Consider the following 17897-nt stretch of genomic DNA (forward strand, 5'->3'; position numbering starts at 1 on the left):
CCGCCCATCTTCATCGCTTCGTGTTTTCCGTGTCACAAACTCGCATGTCCCCCCGAGGAGCCGTGTCCATCGGCGCCGCGGCTCGTCTGGGCCAGTCCAGCATCGTCGAACGATGCCACCTCGACCAGTTCCGGCAGTTCCACCCGCTGCACCAGCAGTTGGGCGATCCGGTCGCCGCGGTGGATCTCGATCGGCGTCGCCGGATCGAGGTTGATCAACGACACCTTGACCTCACCACGATAGCCCGCATCGATGGTGCCCGGGCTGTTGACGATTGAAAGACCCACCCGCGCAGCCAAACCCGACCGGGGATGAACCAGGCCCACCATGCCGAACGGAACGGCCACCGCGATCCCGGTGGGCACCAGTGCGCGCTCGCCGGGACCCAGTTCGACGTCGATCGCGCTGTAGAGGTCCACGCCGGCATCGCCGGGGTGCGCACGGCTGGGCAGGGGCAGATCGGGATCCAAGCGAACAACCGCGAGACTGGGTGACACGAGGCGCAAGACTACTCTTAGCCGGATGTCGGGATCGCGTCTGAACCACCGGACATCGCAAACTGTGCGCTACAGCGAGCAGCTGTGGGTCCCGTGGTGGTGGTGGCCACTGGGATTTCTGGGCACTGGCCTGTTGGCCTACGAAGTCCGGTTGGGGCTGCGCACCCTGCCCGACTGGCTGCCGTTCGCGGTGTTCTTCGCGATCACCGCCGGCGCCCTGCTGTGGTGGGGGCGCGTCGCGGTGCGGGTAGTCGACAGCGGCGGGGAAAGGCAGCTGTGGGTCGGTGACGCGCACCTGCCCACGTCGGCGATCGCACGCTGCGCCGAGGTTCCCCGATCGGCGAAATCCGCGGCGCTGGGCCGCCAGCTCGATCCGGCCGCCTACGTCGTCCACCGCGGCTGGGTCGGACCCATGGTGCTGGTGGTCCTCGACGATCCCGACGACCCGACCCCGTACTGGCTGGTCAGCTGTCGCCATCCGCAGCGACTGCTGGCAGCACTGCAGGCCTGAGCGGGACCCGCCTGCGCGACAGCCTCAGGCCGCGCAGTCGGTGCAGATCATCACGCCGTTCTTCTCACTGGCGAGCCGGCTGCGGTGCTGAACCAAAAAGCAGCTCGAGCAAGTGAATTCGTCGGCCTGCTTCGGAATGACCCGTACCGACAGCTCTTCGCCGGACAGGTCGGCGCCGGGCAGCTCGAACGACTCGGCCGATTCGGTCTCGTCCACATCGACCACAGCGGACTGCGCCTCGTTGCGACGGGCTTTGAGCTCCTCCAACGAATCCTCGGAAACGTCATCGGTCTCTGTGCGCCGCGGGGCGTCGTAATCGGTAGCCATGGTCTTGTCCCCTCCAGTCCCCTCGTAAGCCTGCGCGAGCTTTGTACCAGCGTCGAACGCATCCACCAAATGATTCGTGCCCGTATTGCCCCCCAAACAAGTGTGAGTTATATCACATTCGGGTGCTGACCACGGTTATTGCACGCCTGCGCGCCCTCTAGAGTGCGTACGTGGTCGCGCAAATCACCTCCGGTACCGAGTTCGACAAGCACGGTCGGCCGTTCCGGCGACGTAACTACCGACCGGCTGCCTACACCGCGGCCGCCCTGGCACTGCTGACCGCCGTGGTGTGGGCGGTGGCGCTGACCCGAACGGTCGATATTCACGAGGTCGCGGTGTGCAACGCCCCGCCGGCGCCCACCGAACCGGACCAGCCGCGACTGGGCACCCAGGTGTCGCGCGCCGCGATGATCACCACCACCCCGGCCCGGCTTGCCGACGTCAAAGCGCGCGTGCTCAACGCCAGCGGCCGAGCGGGGCAGGCCGCCGACGTCGCCGACGCCCTGCGCGACGACGGCTTCCCCCAGCCGACGGCGGCCAACGATCCCATCTACAGCGAAGTCCGTCTGGACTGCCAGGGCCAGATTCGCTTCGGCCCGGCCGGCCAGGCAGCCGCGGCGGCACTGTGGCTGGTGGCGCCCTGCACCGAACTGTTTCGCGACGACCGCGCCGACGACTCGGTGGACCTGGCCGTCGGCAGCGACTTCGTCAGCCTGTCCCACAGCGACGACATCGAAGCCGCCCTGGCCGGCCTGCGTCCGGACTCCACCGGCATGCCCGATCCTGCCCTGCTGACCAAGATCCATTCCGGCACCTGCTGACGATCGACCGCCGAAGAGGAGATCCATGACCGGACCCGCCCCCGCTTCCCCCCCGGCCGCCGCCGCGCGACAGCAGCGACACGGCTTCGGAGTCGACGTCGGCGGCAGCGGCATCAAGGGCGGCATCGTCGACCTTGACACCGGCGCGCTGGTCGGTGAGCGAGTCAAACTGCCCACGCCCAATCCCGCCACGCCGGCCCTGGTGGCACAGACCGTCGCCGCGGTGGTCCGGGAGTTCGGTTGGACCGGCCCGCTGGGCGTCACCTATCCCGGGGTGGTCGTCGACGGCATCGTGCGGACCGCCGCCAACGTCGACAAGTCCTGGATCGGGCTCAACGTGCAGGAGACGATCGCCGCCGAACTGGACGGCCAGCGGGTGGTGGTCCTCAACGACGCCGACGCCGCCGGGCTCGCTGAGGAGCGCTACGGGGCGGGCAACAACAACCCCGGCGTGGTCGTGTTGCTCACCTTCGGCACCGGGATCGGCTCGGCGGTGCTCCACAACGGAAAGCTGCTGCCCAACACCGAACTCGGGCATATCGAGGTGGGCGGCAAGGAGGCCGAGCAGCGCGCCGCCGCGTCGGTCAAGGAGCGCAAGAACTGGTCCATGGCGAGATGGGCCGAACAGGTCACGATGGTGCTGACGGCGATCGAGGACGCGCTCTGCCCGGACCTGATCATCGTGGGCGGCGGCATCAGCCGCAAAGCCGATCGATGGGTGCCGCTGCTGGGCAATCGGACTCCGGTGGTGGCCGCGACGCTGCAGAACACCGCGGGCATCGTCGGGGCCGCGATGGCGTCTTCGGCCGACGAGACTCACTGAATGCGCCCGCTCGGCGAGTCCCGCGCCGTCCTGTCGTTACAATGGTCCGCGGCGGCCGCCTAACCGATAGCGGCGACTATCCCAGTTGATCTCCAACTGAAATAGAGCCGACATTCGACATACCCGATACTTTCGGTTGCGCACGACGCTGCGACCAGAAAGTCAGTCCGACCGAAGGGGTGGACGTGGCAGTGAGCAAGGCAGAGCCGGCGGCTGAGGAGCCCAAGAAGGCCAACGCCACCAAGGCGCCCGCCAAGGCCGCCGCGAAGTCGCCTGCCAAGGCTGCCGCCAAGTCCGCCGCGGCTCCCGCCAAGCGCACCGCGGCCAAGGCCACCAAGGCGGCAGCGCCGGCCAAGAAGGCCGCCAAGTCGACGGCGCGAGGCGCCGACGCAGCGGCCAAGCCCGCGACGCGCGCCACGCGGGGTCCGGCGAAGAAATCGGCTAAGGCCACCAAGGCTGCGGCGAAGAACGCCGATGCCCTGGCGCCCGAGGAGCTCGATGCCGATGTGGAGCTCGACGGCGAACCCGGTGTGGACGACATCGACGTCGCCGACCTGAGCCTGGACGATCTCGATGACGACGACACGGCTGCCGACGGCGACGACACCGCGTCGAGCCCGGCGGCCGAGGCGGCCGGCGACGGCGACGAGGACGAGGACGAGGTCGCCGAGCCCAGCGAGAAGGACAAGGCGTCGGGCGACTTCGTCTGGGACGAAGAGGAGTCCGAAGCGCTGCGCCAGGCCCGAAAGGACGCCGAGCTCACCGCGTCGGCCGACTCGGTGCGCGCCTACCTCAAGCAGATCGGCAAGGTGGCGCTGCTCAACGCCGAAGAGGAAGTCGAGCTGGCCAAGCGCATCGAGGCCGGCCTGTTCGCGACCCAGAAGATGGCCGAGCACGCCGAGAAGGGCGACAAGCTGGCGGTTGCCTACCGGCGTGACATGGCATGGATCTGCCGCGACGGCGACCGCGCCAAGAATCACCTGCTCGAAGCCAACCTGCGCCTGGTGGTGTCGCTGGCCAAGCGCTACACCGGCCGCGGCATGGCGTTCCTGGACCTGATCCAGGAGGGCAACCTCGGTCTGATCCGCGCGGTGGAGAAGTTCGACTACACCAAGGGCTACAAGTTCTCCACCTACGCCACCTGGTGGATCCGCCAGGCCATCACCCGCGCCATGGCCGACCAGGCCCGCACCATCCGCATCCCGGTCCACATGGTCGAGGTCATCAACAAGCTCGGCCGGATCCAGCGTGAGCTGTTGCAGGACCTGGGCCGCGAACCCACCCCGGAGGAACTCGCCCGGGAGATGGACATCACCCCGGAGAAGGTGCTGGAGATCCAGCAGTACGCCCGGGAGCCCATCTCGCTGGACCAGACCATCGGTGACGAGGGCGACTCGCAGCTCGGCGACTTCATCGAAGACAGCGAGGCCGTGGTCGCCGTCGACGCGGTCTCCTTCACGCTGCTTCAGGACCAGCTGCAGTCCGTGCTCGAAACGCTCTCCGAGCGGGAGGCGGGCGTGGTGCGGCTGCGCTTCGGCCTCACCGACGGCCAGCCGCGCACCTTGGACGAGATCGGGCAGGTCTACGGCGTGACCCGGGAACGCATCCGCCAGATCGAGTCCAAGACCATGTCGAAACTGCGCCATCCCAGCCGGTCTCAGGTCCTGCGCGACTACCTCGACTGACACCCAGATGGCCGCCAGTCCCCCCTCGGCTGCACTGCGCGCGCTCAATGCGTGCCGTGGCGGCCTCCAACGCCTGCGCCAGGCGACCGTCCCCGCCTCCGTCGCCGTCATGGAATTGGGGCTGGGCGGCTGGCTGTCGCAGGCCCTGTGCGCCGCCGTGCGGCTGGGAATCCCCGACGCGCTCAGCGCGGGTCCGCTGACCGCTGAGCAGGTCGCTGCCCGAGCCGGGACCAACCCCGCCGCCACCTACCGGCTGATGCGCGCGCTGGCCAGCCACTCGGTACTCAAACTGCGCCGTGACGGCCGGTTCGCGCTGACCCGCGTCGGCCGGGCCCTGGTGTCGGACAATCCGGCCGGCGTGGCCCCGATGATGGTGTTCGTCGGCAACCCGCGCCACCGGGAGCACTGGTCGCACCTCGAGCACTCGGTGCGCACCGGCCAGACCGCCGTCGACGAGCTTCGCGGAATGCCTTTCTTCCAGTATCTGGACACCGACCCCGAACTGGCGCAGGTCTTCAACGATGCGATGACAGGCGCCTCTGCCATGGCCATCGAAAGTGCCGTGCCCGCGTTTGACTTCAGCTCCAGCAAGCTGATCGTCGATGTCGGTGGCGGCCACGGCGCGCTGCTGGCCGCGGTGCTGCGCCAGGCCCCCGGCGCGCGCGGTGTGCTGTTCGACCTGCCGCAGGTGATCGCCGGCGCCGGAGCGGCGATGAGCGCCGCCGGGGTGGCGTCGCGCTGCGATGTCCAGGGCGGGTCGTTCTTCGAGTCCGTGCCGGCCGGCGGCGACACGTATCTGCTCAAGACCGTCATCCACGACTGGGACGACGATCGATCACGCGCGATTCTGCGCAACATCCGCAGCGCCATCGCGCCCGGCGGAAAGCTGCTGCTGTTCGAGATGGTGCTCCCCGAGGGGGCTCCCGCCCACCTGGGCCTGGTGCTCGACCTCGAGATGCTGGTGACCGCGGGCGGACAGGAGCGCACCCAGCGGGAGTACGGCGAGCTGCTGGCCGCCACAGGCTTCGAGCTGCGGCGCGTGGTGCCCACCACCAGCCCGCTGGCGATCATCGAGGCTCGGCCGGTCTAGGACGCCGGCGCCGGGCGGGCGGGCGTAGGATCGCCGAGCATGTCCCCGGATGATCCCGTGTCGTCCCAGACCTTCGCCGCGTTGCTCAAGCGCGCGACCACCCACGGTCATCCTGCGCCGCCCGAGGCCGGTTTGAATCCCGCTGTGCTCGACGCCATCAACGCCGTCGCCGCAGCATGGCCACGAGTGCCCGCGGCGTTGATCAACAAGGCGCAGACCACGTTCGCCCGTAGCGAACTCACCCGGGCGTCGGCAGCCAAGCCGACCACCCCGATCAACCTCAACCAGCCGGGGCGAACACGTCATCCGGGCCCGGCCGGTACGGGCTGACACCGCACACCGCCGCAACGGGCAACGGCCCGTACAGATGCGGGAACAACATCGACTCCGGATCGCCCGGCACGCCGGGCTCCCAGCGCACCGGCGCGCCGAGTTCGTCCGGATTCACCTGCAGCAACACCAGATCCGAGCAGCCGCGGTAGAGCCGATTCGCCGGCAGGTGCACCTGCTGCGGCGTCGACAGGTGCACGAATCCGACACTGCGCAATGACTCGGGGCGCAGCTCCCCGGCCTGCTGCGCCCGCTCCCAGTCGCCGGCGCTGCACATGTGTACCAGGACCCCGGCCGGCATCGGTTGCTGCTCCATATCACCGATCCTGCCGCACCGCGCTTCGGGGTGAGACACGACACAGCCGGAGCCGGGAACAACGCCGAACGCTCAAGCGTCTGACACACTTGAGAGCAACCGCGAGAACGGAGGAGCCCATGAACGCGACTCTGACCAGTCCCGAACTCACCCGGGCTGATCGATGCGACCGGTGCGGCGCGGCCGCCCGGGTGCGAGCCACGCTGCCCTCCGGTGCCGAACTTCTCTTCTGCCAGCACCATGCCAACGAACACGAGGCCAAGCTGATTGAGCTGGCCGCGGTGATTCAGGTCAGCGCGTCGGCCGAGGCATGACGCGAGGCGCAGCCAACACGCCATCTGAGCAGATTGTGCAATAGCGGCACTCGTCAGGAATGCTGGGCTGGTCATGACTGACCGGATTCCCAAACCCTCCCGTCATCACCTGCTCCGGATCGCCCGGCGCACCCTGGTGAAGAGCTGGGACGATTCGATCTTCGCCGAATCGGCGCAGGCGGGCTTCTGGTCGGTGTTGTCGCTGCCGCCGCTGTTGCTGGGAATGTTGGGCAGTCTGTCCTACGTGGCGCCGCTGTTCGGCCCGAACACGCTGGCCACCATCCAGGACCGGCTGATCAGCATGGCCAGCAGCTTCTTCTCCAGGAACGTGGTGGTGGAGATCATTGAGCCGACGGTGCGAGACATCGTGGCCAATGCGCGCGGTGAGGTGGTCTCGCTCGGCTTCGTGATATCGCTGTGGGCCGGATCATCGGCGATCTCGGCGTTCGTGGACTCGGTGGTCGAGGCACACGACCAGACCACGCTGCGTCATCCGGTGCGGCAACGCTTCTTCGCGCTCGGGCTCTACGTCGCGATGCTGGTGATCGCGGTGGCCACCGCGCCGCTGGCCGCGCTGGGACCGCACGCGATCGCCGAGCGGCTGCCGGCCCGATGGACCGACATTCTGCGGTTCGGCTACTACCCCGCGCTGGTGCTCGGTCTGCTGCTCGCGGTGACGGTGCTCTACCGGGTGTCGCTGCCCAAGCCCCTGCCCTCGCACCGGCTGATTTTCGGCGCGCTGCTGGCCACGACCGTGTTCGTGGTGGCGACGATGGGTCTGCGCATCTACCTGCGCTACATCACCAGCACCGGCTACACCTACGGGGCGCTGGCGACGCCGATCGCCTTCCTGCTGTTCGCGTTTTTGCTCGGCTTCGCGATCATGCTGGGCGCCGAACTGAATGCGGCCGTCCAGGAAGAGTGGCCCGCCCACGCCACCCACCTGCACCAACTGCGTAGGTGGGTGGTGTCACGGGCCGGCCAGGCCAGCGACGAGACCGATCCGGTCAAGCCTGCTTGAGCGTCGCGTAGATCCGCTTGCAGTCCGGGCAGACCGGGGAACCGGGCTTGGCCGACTTGGTCACCGGGAACACCTCACCGCATAGCGCCACCACGTGGGTGCCCATGACCGCGCTCTCGGCGATCTTGTCCTTCTTCACGTAGTGGAAGTACTTCGGGGTGTCGCCGTCGGTCCCGTCATCGACGCGTTCCTCGGAATCGGTGCGCTCGAGGGTGTCGGTGTCTATGCCCATGTTCCCATTGTGCCCAGAACCGCAGTGTTCCCAAAACCCCTCGTGCCGGGGAGCCGGACATGTGGGACAGTGGAGGGATGAAGCACGGCCCCGAGCTGGGTTTCGACGACGACGGCCGACCCGTCCTGATCACGGCGGCGGCCCCGTCCTACGAGCAGCAGCACCGCGAGCGGGTACGCAAGTACCTGACCTTGATGGCGTTACGGGTGCCTGCGCTGATCTTCGCCGCGATCGCCTACGGAATCTGGCACAACGGGCTGATCTCCCTGCTGATCCTGGTGGCGTCGATCCCGCTGCCGTGGATGGCGGTGCTGATCGCCAATGACCGGCCGCCCCGCAGCAAAGAGGAGCCCCGCCGCTATGAGGCGGCGCCTACGCGCACCCCCCTGTTCCCCACCGGAACCCGGCCGGCCCTGGAGCGGCCACCGCGCCCGGATTCCGGCGACAGCGCTGACGGCGAAGCGCCGCACGCGAACGGTTCTTAGCACATTCTCAAAGTCATTCCCGTATTTCCGCACGTCAAGTGGTGTGGAAATGCGATCGGCCGGGAACTCTGCGTGCGTGTCGGGCGTTGACACCTGTGACAGTGAAGCCGATCAACGGGAGGCCGCAATGGCAAAGGCAGATGCCAGCACGAGTCGGATCGACGGCGATCTGGACGCGCAGAGCCCAGCCGCAGATCTGGTACGGGTGTACCTCAACGGCATCGGCAAAACCGCGTTGCTCAATGCCGCCGACGAGGTGGAACTCGCCAAGCGGATCGAGGCCGGGCTCTACGCCCAGCACCTGCTCGACACCCGCAAGCGCTTCGGCGAGAAGCGCAGGCGCGAACTGGCAGCGGTGGTACGAGACGGCGAGTCCGCACGTCGGCACCTGCTGGAAGCCAACCTGCGTCTGGTGGTCTCACTGGCCAAGCGCTACACCGGCCGGGGCATGCCGCTGCTGGACCTGATCCAGGAGGGCAACCTCGGGCTGATCCGCGCGATGGAGAAGTTCGACTACACCAAGGGCTTCAAGTTCTCCACCTACGCCACCTGGTGGATTCGCCAGGCCATCACCCGAGGCATGGCGGATCAGAGCCGCACCATCCGGCTTCCGGTCCACCTGGTCGAACAGGTCAACAAGCTGGCGCGGATCAAGCGTGAGATGCACCAGCAGCTGGGCCGCGAGGCCACCGACGAAGAGCTGGCCGCCGAGTCCGGCATTCCGGCGGAGCGGATCAACGACCTGCTCGAGCACAGCCGCGACCCGGTCAGCCTCGACATGCCGGTCGGCTCTGACGAGGAGGCCCCGCTGGGCGACTTCATCGAGGACTCCGAGGCGATGTCGGCGGAGAACGCGGTGATCGCCGAGTTGCTGCACACCGATATCCGCAGTGTTCTGGCCACCCTCGACGAGCGGGAGCACCAGGTGATCCGGCTGCGGTTCGGCCTCGACGACGGTCAGCCCCGCACGCTGGACCAGATCGGCAAGCTGTTCGGTCTGTCGCGCGAGCGGGTCCGCCAGATCGAGCGCGAGGTGATGGCGAAGCTGCGCCAGGGCGAGCGCGCCGACCGGCTGCGTTCCTACGCCAGCTGACACCGGCGGGCTCGGTCGGGCCCGGTGCATCGTCCCCGTTCCGGCGGGCCGCCGCAGATCGCGGAGGCCCGCCGGAGCTGCATCTGCGGACCTGCATTGCCGCCGCAACGCCGAGCATCGCGGCTCACCACGGCCTTGGCTGCCCAAGTAGACTCAGCTGCGACGGAAGGTGCCGAATGAATGACTTGGTTGATACCACCGAGATGTACCTCAGGACGATCTACGACCTTGAGGAAGAGGGTGTCACCCCATTGCGTGCACGCATAGCCGAGCGCCTGGAACAAAGTGGCCCGACCGTCAGTCAGACGGTGTCCCGGATGGAACGCGACGGCCTGCTGAAGGTGGCCGGCGACCGTCATCTCGAACTCACCGAGAAGGGCCGCGCCCTGGCCGTCTCGGTGATGCGCAAGCACCGGCTGGCCGAACGCCTGCTCGTCGACGTCATCGGCCTGCCGCTGGAAGAGGTGCATGCCGAGGCCTGCCGCTGGGAGCATGTGATGAGCGAGGACGTCGAGCGGCGCCTGGTTCAGGTGCTCGACAACCCGACCACGTCGCCGTTCGGCAATCCCATCCCCGGTCTTCTGGATCTCGGTTTCGGCGCCGGGTCCGGCGGCGGCGATTCCGACCTCGTCCGGCTGACCGAACTGCCGGCCGGCGCCCCGGTGGCGGTGGTGGTGCGCCAGCTCACCGAGCACGTCCAGGGCGATATCGACCTGATCGCCCGGCTCAAGGAAGCCGGTGTGGTGCCCAACGCCAGGGTGACCGTCCAGACTGACGGCGACGACGGGGTGACCGTCGTGATCCCCGGCCACACCGACGTGAGCCTCCCCTACGAGATGGCGCACGCCGTGAAGGTCCAGAAGGTCTGACGCCCGGTCCTCAACCGGCCCGCCGATCCGGGTCCTGCCGCCGCGGCAGGCGCACCCCGATCTGCTGTCCCAGCCGGTAGCCGGTGTCGGCCAGACCACGGATACGCTCCGGCCGCAGCCCGGATTGCAGGGCGGTGTCGAGTAGGCCTGCCATCCGATGCCCCGGCACACTGCGCAGGGCGGCTTCCAGCGACACGCCGGCCAGCGGCCCGTCCCCACGCGCGTAGGCGCTGAACGCCAGCAGCACCAGCGCCTCGGCGCGCCAGGGCTCGGGCAGAGCCCGGGCCAGGGTCGACCACAGCAGCTCGGCTTCGGCGGCGCGCTCCCCGATCGCCAAGGCGCACAGGGTGTCCCGGACCAGCACATCGGACAGCGAACATCCGAGCCGGGCCAACTCCGCCTCGCCCGGCTCCTGTCCCCCCGCCAGCGCAGCGATGGCAGCCAGCACCTGCGCGACGTCGCGGCGGGCCCGGACGAGAGCCGCACCGCGCCCGGCGGCCCGCTCTGCCGCACAGTCGGCGATCGCCGCGGCCACCGCGGCACGGCGCACCGCGTCATCGGGGGTGACCACCGCTTGAAGGTCCGCACGGCGGGCATACAGTCGCCTGCCCTCCAGCACTGCGGCGACGGCCAGCGGCGACGCCTCCGGGTCGTCGACCGGACCGCCGGCACCGCAGCCGTCGGCGCAATGCCACCGGCCGCCCCGGGCCACCCGATCCACCACATGCGCTCCGAGCAGCGCGATGTCGCGGCGCGACAGCTCTTCGGTCAGCCGGGCGATCAGCTCCCGGTGCTGATCGCCGCAGGCCGGGCAGCCGGCTCCCTGCTCGTCGACGAGCACCGCGACGGCCTCCGCCGGCGCGGCGGCGGCGGCCACCTCCGCGAGCCGCCCCAGAGTGCCGATGAGCGCGTCGGTCAGATCGACCCGCAGCACCGAGCCCAGTTCACCACCTTCGAGCATGACCAGGACCAGGGAGTTCTCCGGCACGAAGCCGAGGATGGCCGGCAACGCCGCGATCAGCGCTTCGGGCCGGTTCAGCGTGAAGTCCGGTTGCTTTGTTGTCATGACTGCAACGGTGACGACAAGCTCCGTCACGCCGGGCGCGTCCATGCCACGCCGCACCCCGCGTTGGGGATGAACCGGCGGCTGTGGACAGCTGTTCGGGCGACGCCGCGCAACCGTGCGGCGTCGCGCCGCCGTGGGGCCGACTGCCAGCGCATTCTCCGGTGAGCGAACGCCGGACCCCCGCGGAATTCCGCCGCTGCACAGCGACGTTGATCACCACAGAGTGCACCGTTTTCCGGTGCGCCCCCCCGGTGGGGGAAAATGGCGAGTGCGATCCGCACAACGAGGAGGCAAAGACGATGGCCGACTACCCGGACAACGGTCCCAGCCGGGACCGGCACTACCAGGCCGAGCAGAGCGGTATGTACGAGCTGGAAGTTCCGGCACCGCAGCTGGTGTCGGCCAACGGCGAGGGACCGGTGCTGATTCACGCCCTGGAGGGCTTCTCCGACGCCGGCCACGCGATCCGATTGGCGGCCCGCCACCTCAAGGCCACGCTGGACAGCGAACTGGTGGCGTCGTTCGCCATCGATGACCTGCTCGACTACCGGTCGCGCCGGCCGCTGATGACGTTCAAATCCGACCACTTCACCCACTACAGCGAGCCCGAGCTGAACCTGCACGCGTTGCGTGACAGCGCGGGCACCCCGTTCCTGTTGCTGGCGGGCATGGAGCCCGACCTGAAATGGGAGCGTTTCATCACAGCCGTGCGACTGCTTGCCGAACAGCTCGGAGTGCGACGGACCATCGGCTTGGGCACCATCCCCATGGCCGTGCCGCACACCCGTCCGGTGACCCTGACCGCGCACTCCAACAACCGGGAGCTCATCAGCGAATTCACGCCGTGGATCACCGAGGTCCAGGTACCGGGCAGCGCATCCAACCTGCTGGAGTACCGGATGGCGCAGCACGGCCACGAGGTCGTGGGTTTCACCGTTCACGTGCCCCATTACGTCGCGCAGACCGACTACCCCGACGCAGCTGAGGCGCTGCTCAAGCAGGCGGCCCAGAGCGGCGCGCTGGAGTTGCCGCTGACCGAACTCCGCGAGGCCGGTGCCGAGATCCGGGCCAAGATCGACCAACAGGTGGAGGCGAGCGCCGAGGTCGCCCAGGTGGTGACGGCTCTGGAACGCCAGTACGACGCGTTTGTCACCGCCCAGCAGAACCGTTCGCTACTGTCGCGCGACGAGGACCTGCCGAGCGCCGACGAGCTGGGAGCCGAATTCGAGCGCTTCCTGGCCCAAGAGGCCAAGAAGAATCGCGACGGCGACGAGTGAGCCGAGCCGCGGGTTACGCGGCGCGGCGAAGGGTGGCGGTCAGATGGTTCTGCGCGGGCTGGCCGACGGCGCCCATCTCCAGCGTGTAGGACAACTCATCGCCGTCGAGCCGGTAAACGCGGCTCAGCGCGGTCACTTCCTTGGCGGTCGGCGCCAGCCCGATCGCGGTGGCCGACAGCCGTAGCTCCACGCCGGTGCCGGTGACCGCGTAGCTGCCGACCTCGATCTCGGTGATGCCACTCGGGTGCGCCAGCACCCATTCGATCCGGCCGGGCTGCGGCACGCGCAGATAGCCGGTCTCGGCATGCAGAGGCGCGCCGTCGACTGGCGAGCGGGTTTTCTGGCCGTAGACCAGGAATGGCTTACCACCGTGGGAGAACACCACCTCTTCGAGATAGTCGAACGAGGCGATCGTCGGATAGACCCCGAAGCCCTCGCCCGACCAGGTGCCCAACAGCGGTGCCAGCTCCACAAGGTTCGGATGCAACTGCGGTGCCATCCCGCCAGCGTAATGCTCCCAGGAGCCGGTACTGCTCAATCGGGACTGGGCATCTCGCGGTGCTCACGCAGGGACTGAATCTCCCGCTCGAAGTCGGCGGCGGAGGAAAACGACCGGTACACCGAGGCGAACCGCAGGTAGGCCACCTCGTCGAGCTCGCGCAGCGGGCCCAAGATCGCCAACCCCACCTCATGGCTGGGGATCTCCGGTGAGCCCGCAGCCCGAACAGCGTCCTCGACCTGCTGAGCCAGCAGGTTCAGCGCGTCGTCATCGACCTGGCGGCCCTGGCAGGCCCGCCGTACCCCGCTGATGACCTTCTCCCGGCTGAACGGCTCGGTGACGCCACTGCGCTTGACCACCGCGAGCACCGCGGTCTCCACCGTGGAGAACCGGCGACCGCATTCCGGACACGAACGACGGCGCCGGATCGCCTGGCCCTCATCGGTTTCGCGGGAGTCCACCACCCGGGAGTCTGGATGGCGACAAAACGGACAGTGCATCGCCGCTCCTTCGCCGTGCCGAGAACCAGGGCCCTCTGACAGGTGAGGCGCCCCGGGCTGTTGAGACCCTTGCGAGCGTACCTGCGCGGCCGGCCGTCGGGGTCCGGCAGTGGCTGCAAGCGGCCGCCGGATGAGCACGCGGGCCTCAGCCCAACGGCGCGATCAGCGTCTGGCCGGCGTCCAGGGCCACCGTCTCCAGGCCGTTGAGTTCGCGGATGCGCTCGATGACCTGCCCGGCCGGCGCGTCGGGTGCCACGCGCGCCGCCAGGTGCTGCAAACTCTCCCCGCTCTGGACTCGTACCACACCGAGCCGGTCCGGCACCGCGGAGGCACCGCCGGCGGCGGCCGCGCCGAACTGCGCGATCAGCCCGAGCCACACCGTGATGGCGGCGGCGATCAGCGCGAGCACCACCGTGGTAGCCGGGGTGATGGCCTTGGCCGCCTGCGGCCGATGCGGCGCGCGCGACATCAGCACCCCGGTGCCGTGCTGCCGCATCGGCGCGCCACCCGGGCGGGACCGGACCAGACGCGCCGGGCCGGTGTAGACCGGGTGGGCACGACCTGATGTCAGCGGAGCCCGATGCGTCCGCGCAGACTGGCGCCGGGTGGGCTCGGCGGTCGCGGAGATCGTGTCGATGAGCATCATGTGCGGTTCTCCCTCGCTCGGCGTCGGCGACCCTGTTCGCTCGACTGTTCGAATAGTAATCGCTTGTATGTTCGATTTCCGAACATGTGATCGAATCGTTGTCGAAAACATTAGCGAATACCTCCGACAACCTCGCCCAGAAGTTCGAACGCGCGCGCGACACACCTCGAACACATGTTTGATTAATCGCAGCTCGGCGACTAGATTCGCCCCCATGAGCGACAGCAGCAGAAGCGCCACGGGGCCGGACTCGGCGCTGACCCCCCGTCAGCGCACCATCCTGAGCGTCATCCGCGCCTCGGTGAACGAGCGGGGCTACCCGCCGAGCATCCGCGAGATCGGCGATGCCGTCGGGCTGACCTCCACCTCCTCGGTCGCTCACCAGCTGCGCACGCTCGAGCGCAAGGGCTATCTGCGCCGTGATCCCAACCGTCCCCGGGCAGTCGACGTCCGCGGCCTGGACGATGTGGCCGGTGCCGGCGAGGCCGCCCAGACCACCGAATTCGCCGGGTCGGACGCGCTGCCCGCACCCAGGTTCGTCCCGGTCCTGGGCCGGATCGCAGCCGGCGGGCCGATCCTGGCCGAGGAGGCCGTCGAGGACGTGTTCCCCCTCCCTCGCGAACTGGTGGGCGAAGGAGAGCTGTTCTTGCTCAAGGTCGTCGGCGAGTCGATGGTCGATGCCGCGATCTGCGACGGCGACTGGGTTGTGGTGCGCCAACAGAACGTCGCCGACAACGGTGACATCGTCGCGGCCATGATCGACGGGGAGGCCACCGTCAAGACCTTCAAGCGCACCGGCGGCCAGGTCTGGCTGATGCCGCACAACCCGATCTTCGACCCGATCCCGGGTAACGACGCGGTGGTGCTGGGCAAGGTCGTGACCGTCATCCGCAAGATCTGACCGTGTTCGCGCCCGTCCCGCCGTTCGACGCCGCGTCCGCACAACGCAAGGTGCAGGCCGCCGAAGACGCTTGGAACAGCAGGGATCCCGCACGCGTGGCGCTGGCGTACACCGAGGACTCGGTGTGGCGTAACCGCGACGAGTTCCTCACCGGCCGCGCGGAGATCGAGGCCTTCCTGCAACGCAAGTGGGCGGCCGAGCGCGACTACGCCCTGCGGAAAGACCTGTGGTGCTGGGAGGGCAACCGGATCGCGGTCCGCTACCAGTACGAATGCCGGGACGCCGACGACCAGTGGTGGCGCAGCTACGGCAACGAGCTGTGGGAGTTCGCCCCCGACGGCCGAATGAGCCGACGCGAGTCGAGCATCAACGACATTCGCATCGCCCACGATCAGCGCCGGATCTTCGGGCCCCGCCCGCCGGCAGAGGCGAATCTGCCGCTGCCGATGCGGTGATCAGCCGGCCCGCGTGAAGCCGTTGAGCCGCGCCGCCTCCTCGGTGGCGAACCAGATCTCGGCGAGGGTGTCGTCATACAGAGCGTTCTGCGGGGTGTAGTAAAGCCCCGAGCCGATGTTCGCCTTGATCGGGTAGCCGTTCGGCTGCTGATACGGGTCGTCGAGCGGCAGATGCATCACCGGATGCACCGTCTCCTCAATGCCGAACCCGCGCCCGGACGTGCCGCGGCCGAAGCTGCGCGGCTCCGCGCCGCCGCCGAACCTGTGCGAATCCGCCGGTGTGCCACCGTTGCCCACCGCGTGCCGACCGGAACCGAGGTCCTCGTCGGTCACCGTTCGGGTGGGCGCGGTGTCGGTGTCGTCATCGTCGTCGAGGTGGGCCTCGCTGTCGTTCTCGCCGTAGTGCAGCCACGGCGCATCGGCACTGGTGGACACGGGCAGTTCGGGCTCGGAGGGATACGGCGCCGACCCGTACCGGCTGGGCAGCCGGACGGTGCCCTCGAACTCCCGGTGCTCCTCACGGCGGTCTTCGCGGTGGTTTTGGTGCGCCCACTGCTCGTCATCGTCGTCGTGCTCATCGGCAGCCGGGGCGGGCACCGCGACCGGCGTGCCCGTACGCCCGTTGGCCGGCCGCCGCCGCTGCCACCACATCGCCGCCCCGGCGAGCGCGCCCAGAACCGCCAGCACCGCAACGGGGATCAGCACCCACAGCCAATTCCACCGTGTCTCCTTGGCGGTGACGCCCGTGGTGGCCTTACTGCCCTCCGGCAGGTTCATCCCGGGAATCTGCACGCCGGACAGCGATTGCGCCAGTTCGGCCGGATCGGCGCTGAAGGTACTCGTGGCCTGGTTCCAGGTGATCGTCCCGCCGCTGAACTTCTGCGACACCACATCGCCCTCGAGAGTCTGATCGCCCACCGGGACACCGAGCCGGCCGGTAGCTCCGTCGAGCTTGTCCCACGCCGCCTTCATCGCGCTGCGCACCACGAAGGCGCCCTTTTCGGGGCTGAAGAAGATCACCGGCTCGTCGTCGGCGGCGAACGCGTTGAACTTGCTGCCGGCGGCCGCGCCGTCGGCCGTGCTGGTGATCGGGAAACCGAGATCGCTGCCGGCCGGCCCGCCCAGTGACTCGTACTTGGCCAGCACGTCGCCTGCGACCGCGTTAGCGCCGGTGACGGGGCTGAAGTAGACCTTGCCGTGCACGAAGTCCTGGCCGGCGCCGCCGTTGTCGCCGATCGGGTACTGGCCGCCCTGCTTGGCGCCCAACGCGCCGGCCGGTCCGCCGGCGGTGCGCCACGCCTGGTCGATGGCCGCCGCCGGATCCGCCTGGGCCTGCACGTCGGCCAGCTGCGCCGCCAATTCCGGCGGCACCGTGGTGAAGGTCCGGGTCGCGCTGTCGAAGGAGAGCGCACCGGCGCTGAACTTCTGGGTGACCACGGCGCCGTCGTAGCGCTCGTCCTCGACCGGGACACCCAGAGCGCCGGTAGAGCTGCCCAGCTTGTCCCAACCGGCGTTGATAGGTCCGCGCACCACGTGCGCGCCATGCTCGGGCGTCCAGAAGATCACCGGGTTGTCGGCACCGGACAGGATGGCCACCCGACTGCCCGGGACGAGCCCGGGCACTTCGTCACTGCTGGGGAAACCCAGGCCGTTGTCCGCCGCCCCGCCCAGCGCCTCGTACTTGTCCAGAATCGCACCGTAGAGCGCCTTGGCGCCACTCTCCGGGGTGAAGAAGACCGTCCCACCGGCGAAGTCCTGGGCGAACCCGATTCCGGCGGGGTGCACCTCCCCCTTGGGCGGCCCCAGCGGCGAGCCGTCCCCGCCGGCCGCCTGCCATGCCGCCGTGATGGCGTCGTGGGCATCGCTATCGGGTGTTGCGGCAGCGGTGTGCACCGACAACAGCACGGTGACCGTCGCCACGAGGCCGAGCGCCGCGCGCACCGCCGTCTTGCCGAACCGATCTCTCGGACTAGTCACCAGCGCCCTCCCAGGCATCGTTATTGACGCAAATATTCCCGGCATAGACTTTCCCGCAATCCGTCCGAATTTCGAAGCCCAGTATCCGATATTGCGGAAACAGATACGGACCCGTTGCGGAAATGATGCCAAACTATCAGCCCTGACGCGAACAAGGGGCGC

The 17897-nt window shown here is 68.7% G+C and carries 23 protein-coding genes; 14 read left to right on the forward strand and 9 right to left on the reverse strand.

Features of this window, described 5'->3' with window-relative positions:
• Window positions 1-32 precede the first annotated feature (32 nt).
• Window positions 33-497, reverse strand: a complete 465-nt coding sequence (gene dut, locus G6N14_RS09415) for a dUTP diphosphatase (RefSeq protein WP_085134437.1) — start codon at window positions 495-497, stop codon at window positions 33-35.
• Window positions 498-522: 25 nt separating this feature from the next.
• On the opposite strand from dut, the gene G6N14_RS09420 reads away from it, so the two are divergent.
• Window positions 523-1008, forward strand: coding sequence for a DUF3093 domain-containing protein (locus G6N14_RS09420; RefSeq protein ID WP_085134438.1), 486 nt, complete (start codon window positions 523-525; stop codon window positions 1006-1008).
• A 24-nt stretch (window positions 1009-1032) separates the two neighbouring features.
• Here G6N14_RS09420 and G6N14_RS09425 read toward each other — a convergent pair whose 3' ends face one another.
• Window positions 1033-1335: a DUF4193 domain-containing protein gene (locus tag G6N14_RS09425; protein WP_085134439.1), complete on the reverse strand. Its 303-nt coding sequence runs from the start codon at window positions 1333-1335 to the stop codon at window positions 1033-1035.
• A gap of 170 nt (window positions 1336-1505) precedes the next feature.
• On the opposite strand from G6N14_RS09425, the gene cei reads away from it, so the two are divergent.
• From cei to G6N14_RS09450, 5 genes are all read left to right on the forward strand, one after another.
• Window positions 1506-2156 (forward strand): envelope integrity protein Cei, encoded by a 651-nt coding sequence (gene cei, locus G6N14_RS09430; protein ID WP_085134440.1) that lies wholly within the window; start codon window positions 1506-1508, stop codon window positions 2154-2156.
• A 25-nt stretch (window positions 2157-2181) separates the two neighbouring features.
• Window positions 2182-2979 carry a polyphosphate--glucose phosphotransferase gene (ppgK, locus tag G6N14_RS09435; protein WP_085134441.1) on the forward strand — a complete coding sequence of 266 codons (798 nt, stop codon included), beginning with the start codon at window positions 2182-2184 and terminating at the stop codon, window positions 2977-2979.
• A 185-nt stretch (window positions 2980-3164) separates the two neighbouring features.
• Complete coding sequence (locus G6N14_RS09440; protein WP_234808814.1) at window positions 3165-4664, forward strand: RNA polymerase sigma factor; 1500 nt, start codon at window positions 3165-3167, stop codon at window positions 4662-4664.
• 7 nt (window positions 4665-4671) lie between these two features.
• Window positions 4672-5754, forward strand: coding sequence for a methyltransferase (locus tag G6N14_RS09445; protein ID WP_085134443.1), 1083 nt, complete (start codon window positions 4672-4674; stop codon window positions 5752-5754).
• Between the two features lie 39 nt (window positions 5755-5793).
• Window positions 5794-6084, forward strand: coding sequence for a hypothetical protein (locus tag G6N14_RS09450; RefSeq protein WP_046315428.1), 291 nt, complete (start codon window positions 5794-5796; stop codon window positions 6082-6084).
• On the opposite strand, the gene G6N14_RS09455 is transcribed toward G6N14_RS09450, so the two are convergent.
• A complete protein-coding gene (locus G6N14_RS09455) occupies window positions 6035-6400 on the reverse strand; it encodes a DUF952 domain-containing protein (RefSeq protein WP_085134444.1) in 366 nt (121 codons plus the stop codon). The two genes, G6N14_RS09450 and G6N14_RS09455, sit on opposite strands and share 50 nt — an antisense overlap.
• Before the next feature lie 119 nt (window positions 6401-6519).
• Between G6N14_RS09455 and G6N14_RS09460 the strand changes: the two genes are divergently transcribed.
• Entirely contained in the window at window positions 6520-6714 is a 195-nt protein-coding gene (locus G6N14_RS09460) for a DUF7455 domain-containing protein (RefSeq protein ID WP_085134445.1), read from the forward strand.
• 73 nt (window positions 6715-6787) lie between these two features.
• The gene (locus G6N14_RS09465; RefSeq protein ID WP_085134446.1) at window positions 6788-7735 is read left to right on the forward strand and encodes a YihY/virulence factor BrkB family protein; all 948 of its coding nucleotides are present in this window, start codon (window positions 6788-6790) and stop codon (window positions 7733-7735) included.
• Here the strand turns inward: G6N14_RS09465 and G6N14_RS09470 are convergent.
• Window positions 7722-7961 (reverse strand): DUF3039 domain-containing protein, encoded by a 240-nt coding sequence (locus tag G6N14_RS09470; RefSeq protein WP_085134515.1) that lies wholly within the window; start codon window positions 7959-7961, stop codon window positions 7722-7724. The two genes, G6N14_RS09465 and G6N14_RS09470, sit on opposite strands and share 14 nt — an antisense overlap.
• Before the next feature lie 65 nt (window positions 7962-8026).
• Here G6N14_RS09470 and G6N14_RS09475 point away from each other — a divergent pair, with 65 nt between their 5' ends.
• From G6N14_RS09475 to G6N14_RS09485, 3 genes are all read left to right on the forward strand, one after another.
• Window positions 8027-8452 carry a DUF3099 domain-containing protein gene (locus G6N14_RS09475; protein WP_085134447.1) on the forward strand — a complete coding sequence of 142 codons (426 nt, stop codon included), beginning with the start codon at window positions 8027-8029 and terminating at the stop codon, window positions 8450-8452.
• A gap of 127 nt (window positions 8453-8579) precedes the next feature.
• Window positions 8580-9545 (forward strand): sigma-70 family RNA polymerase sigma factor, encoded by a 966-nt coding sequence (locus tag G6N14_RS09480; protein WP_085134448.1) that lies wholly within the window; start codon window positions 8580-8582, stop codon window positions 9543-9545.
• Between the two features lie 176 nt (window positions 9546-9721).
• Window positions 9722-10414 carry an iron-dependent transcriptional repressor DtxR gene (locus tag G6N14_RS09485; protein ID WP_085134449.1) on the forward strand — a complete coding sequence of 231 codons (693 nt, stop codon included), beginning with the start codon at window positions 9722-9724 and terminating at the stop codon, window positions 10412-10414.
• Window positions 10415-10424: 10 nt separating this feature from the next.
• Here the strand turns inward: G6N14_RS09485 and G6N14_RS09490 are convergent, their stop codons facing one another.
• Window positions 10425-11480, reverse strand: coding sequence for a DUF4192 domain-containing protein (locus G6N14_RS09490; protein ID WP_085134516.1), 1056 nt, complete (start codon window positions 11478-11480; stop codon window positions 10425-10427).
• Between the two features lie 299 nt (window positions 11481-11779).
• On the opposite strand from G6N14_RS09490, the gene G6N14_RS09495 reads away from it, so the two are divergent.
• The gene (locus G6N14_RS09495) at window positions 11780-12757 is read left to right on the forward strand and encodes a proteasome assembly chaperone family protein (protein WP_085134517.1); all 978 of its coding nucleotides are present in this window, start codon (window positions 11780-11782) and stop codon (window positions 12755-12757) included.
• Between the two features lie 13 nt (window positions 12758-12770).
• On the opposite strand, the gene G6N14_RS09500 is transcribed toward G6N14_RS09495, so the two are convergent.
• The 3 genes from G6N14_RS09500 to G6N14_RS09510 all read right to left on the reverse strand — a co-directional run bounded on the left by G6N14_RS09500 (window position 12771) and on the right by G6N14_RS09510 (window position 14402).
• The gene (locus G6N14_RS09500; RefSeq protein ID WP_085134450.1) at window positions 12771-13256 is read right to left on the reverse strand and encodes a peroxynitrite isomerase; all 486 of its coding nucleotides are present in this window, start codon (window positions 13254-13256) and stop codon (window positions 12771-12773) included.
• Between the two features lie 35 nt (window positions 13257-13291).
• Window positions 13292-13756, reverse strand: a complete 465-nt coding sequence (gene nrdR, locus G6N14_RS09505) for a transcriptional regulator NrdR (RefSeq protein ID WP_046315443.1) — start codon at window positions 13754-13756, stop codon at window positions 13292-13294.
• 145 nt (window positions 13757-13901) lie between these two features.
• Window positions 13902-14402: a LysM peptidoglycan-binding domain-containing protein gene (locus G6N14_RS09510; protein ID WP_085134451.1), complete on the reverse strand. Its 501-nt coding sequence runs from the start codon at window positions 14400-14402 to the stop codon at window positions 13902-13904.
• Window positions 14403-14616: 214 nt separating this feature from the next.
• Between G6N14_RS09510 and lexA the strand changes: the two genes are divergently transcribed.
• Window positions 14617-15303 carry a transcriptional repressor LexA gene (gene lexA, locus G6N14_RS09515; protein WP_085134452.1) on the forward strand — a complete coding sequence of 229 codons (687 nt, stop codon included), beginning with the start codon at window positions 14617-14619 and terminating at the stop codon, window positions 15301-15303.
• Window positions 15304-15305: 2 nt separating this feature from the next.
• Window positions 15306-15758, forward strand: a complete 453-nt coding sequence (locus G6N14_RS09520; RefSeq protein ID WP_197747345.1) for a nuclear transport factor 2 family protein — start codon at window positions 15306-15308, stop codon at window positions 15756-15758.
• Here G6N14_RS09520 and G6N14_RS09525 read toward each other — a convergent pair whose 3' ends face one another.
• Window positions 15759-17735 (reverse strand): LGFP repeat-containing protein, encoded by a 1977-nt coding sequence (locus tag G6N14_RS09525; RefSeq protein ID WP_234808815.1) that lies wholly within the window; start codon window positions 17733-17735, stop codon window positions 15759-15761.
• Window positions 17736-17897 lie beyond the last annotated feature (162 nt).

The organism is Mycolicibacter hiberniae (assembly GCF_010729485.1).
Lineage (GTDB): Bacteria > Actinomycetota > Actinomycetes > Mycobacteriales > Mycobacteriaceae > Mycobacterium > Mycobacterium hiberniae.

Coding starts and splice junctions, on each gene's coding strand:
- G6N14_RS09420 (WP_085134438.1), top strand. CDS start 523: ATGTCGGGATCGCGTCTGAACCACCGGACATCGCAAACTGTGCGCTAC.
- G6N14_RS09425 (WP_085134439.1), bottom strand. CDS start 1,335: ATGGCTACCGATTACGACGCCCCGCGGCGCACAGAGACCGATGACGTT.
- ppgK (WP_085134441.1), top strand. CDS start 2,182: ATGACCGGACCCGCCCCCGCTTCCCCCCCGGCCGCCGCCGCGCGACAG.
- G6N14_RS09445 (WP_085134443.1), top strand. CDS start 4,672: ATGGCCGCCAGTCCCCCCTCGGCTGCACTGCGCGCGCTCAATGCGTGC.
- G6N14_RS09450 (WP_046315428.1), top strand. CDS start 5,794: ATGTCCCCGGATGATCCCGTGTCGTCCCAGACCTTCGCCGCGTTGCTC.
- G6N14_RS09455 (WP_085134444.1), bottom strand. CDS start 6,400: ATGGAGCAGCAACCGATGCCGGCCGGGGTCCTGGTACACATGTGCAGC.
- G6N14_RS09460 (WP_085134445.1), top strand. CDS start 6,520: ATGAACGCGACTCTGACCAGTCCCGAACTCACCCGGGCTGATCGATGC.
- G6N14_RS09465 (WP_085134446.1), top strand. CDS start 6,788: ATGACTGACCGGATTCCCAAACCCTCCCGTCATCACCTGCTCCGGATC.
- G6N14_RS09475 (WP_085134447.1), top strand. CDS start 8,027: ATGTGGGACAGTGGAGGGATGAAGCACGGCCCCGAGCTGGGTTTCGAC.
- G6N14_RS09480 (WP_085134448.1), top strand. CDS start 8,580: ATGGCAAAGGCAGATGCCAGCACGAGTCGGATCGACGGCGATCTGGAC.
- G6N14_RS09485 (WP_085134449.1), top strand. CDS start 9,722: ATGAATGACTTGGTTGATACCACCGAGATGTACCTCAGGACGATCTAC.
- G6N14_RS09490 (WP_085134516.1), bottom strand. CDS start 11,480: ATGACAACAAAGCAACCGGACTTCACGCTGAACCGGCCCGAAGCGCTG.
- G6N14_RS09495 (WP_085134517.1), top strand. CDS start 11,780: ATGGCCGACTACCCGGACAACGGTCCCAGCCGGGACCGGCACTACCAG.
- G6N14_RS09500 (WP_085134450.1), bottom strand. CDS start 13,256: ATGGCACCGCAGTTGCATCCGAACCTTGTGGAGCTGGCACCGCTGTTG.
- nrdR (WP_046315443.1), bottom strand. CDS start 13,756: ATGCACTGTCCGTTTTGTCGCCATCCAGACTCCCGGGTGGTGGACTCC.
- G6N14_RS09510 (WP_085134451.1), bottom strand. CDS start 14,402: ATGATGCTCATCGACACGATCTCCGCGACCGCCGAGCCCACCCGGCGC.
- lexA (WP_085134452.1), top strand. CDS start 14,617: ATGAGCGACAGCAGCAGAAGCGCCACGGGGCCGGACTCGGCGCTGACC.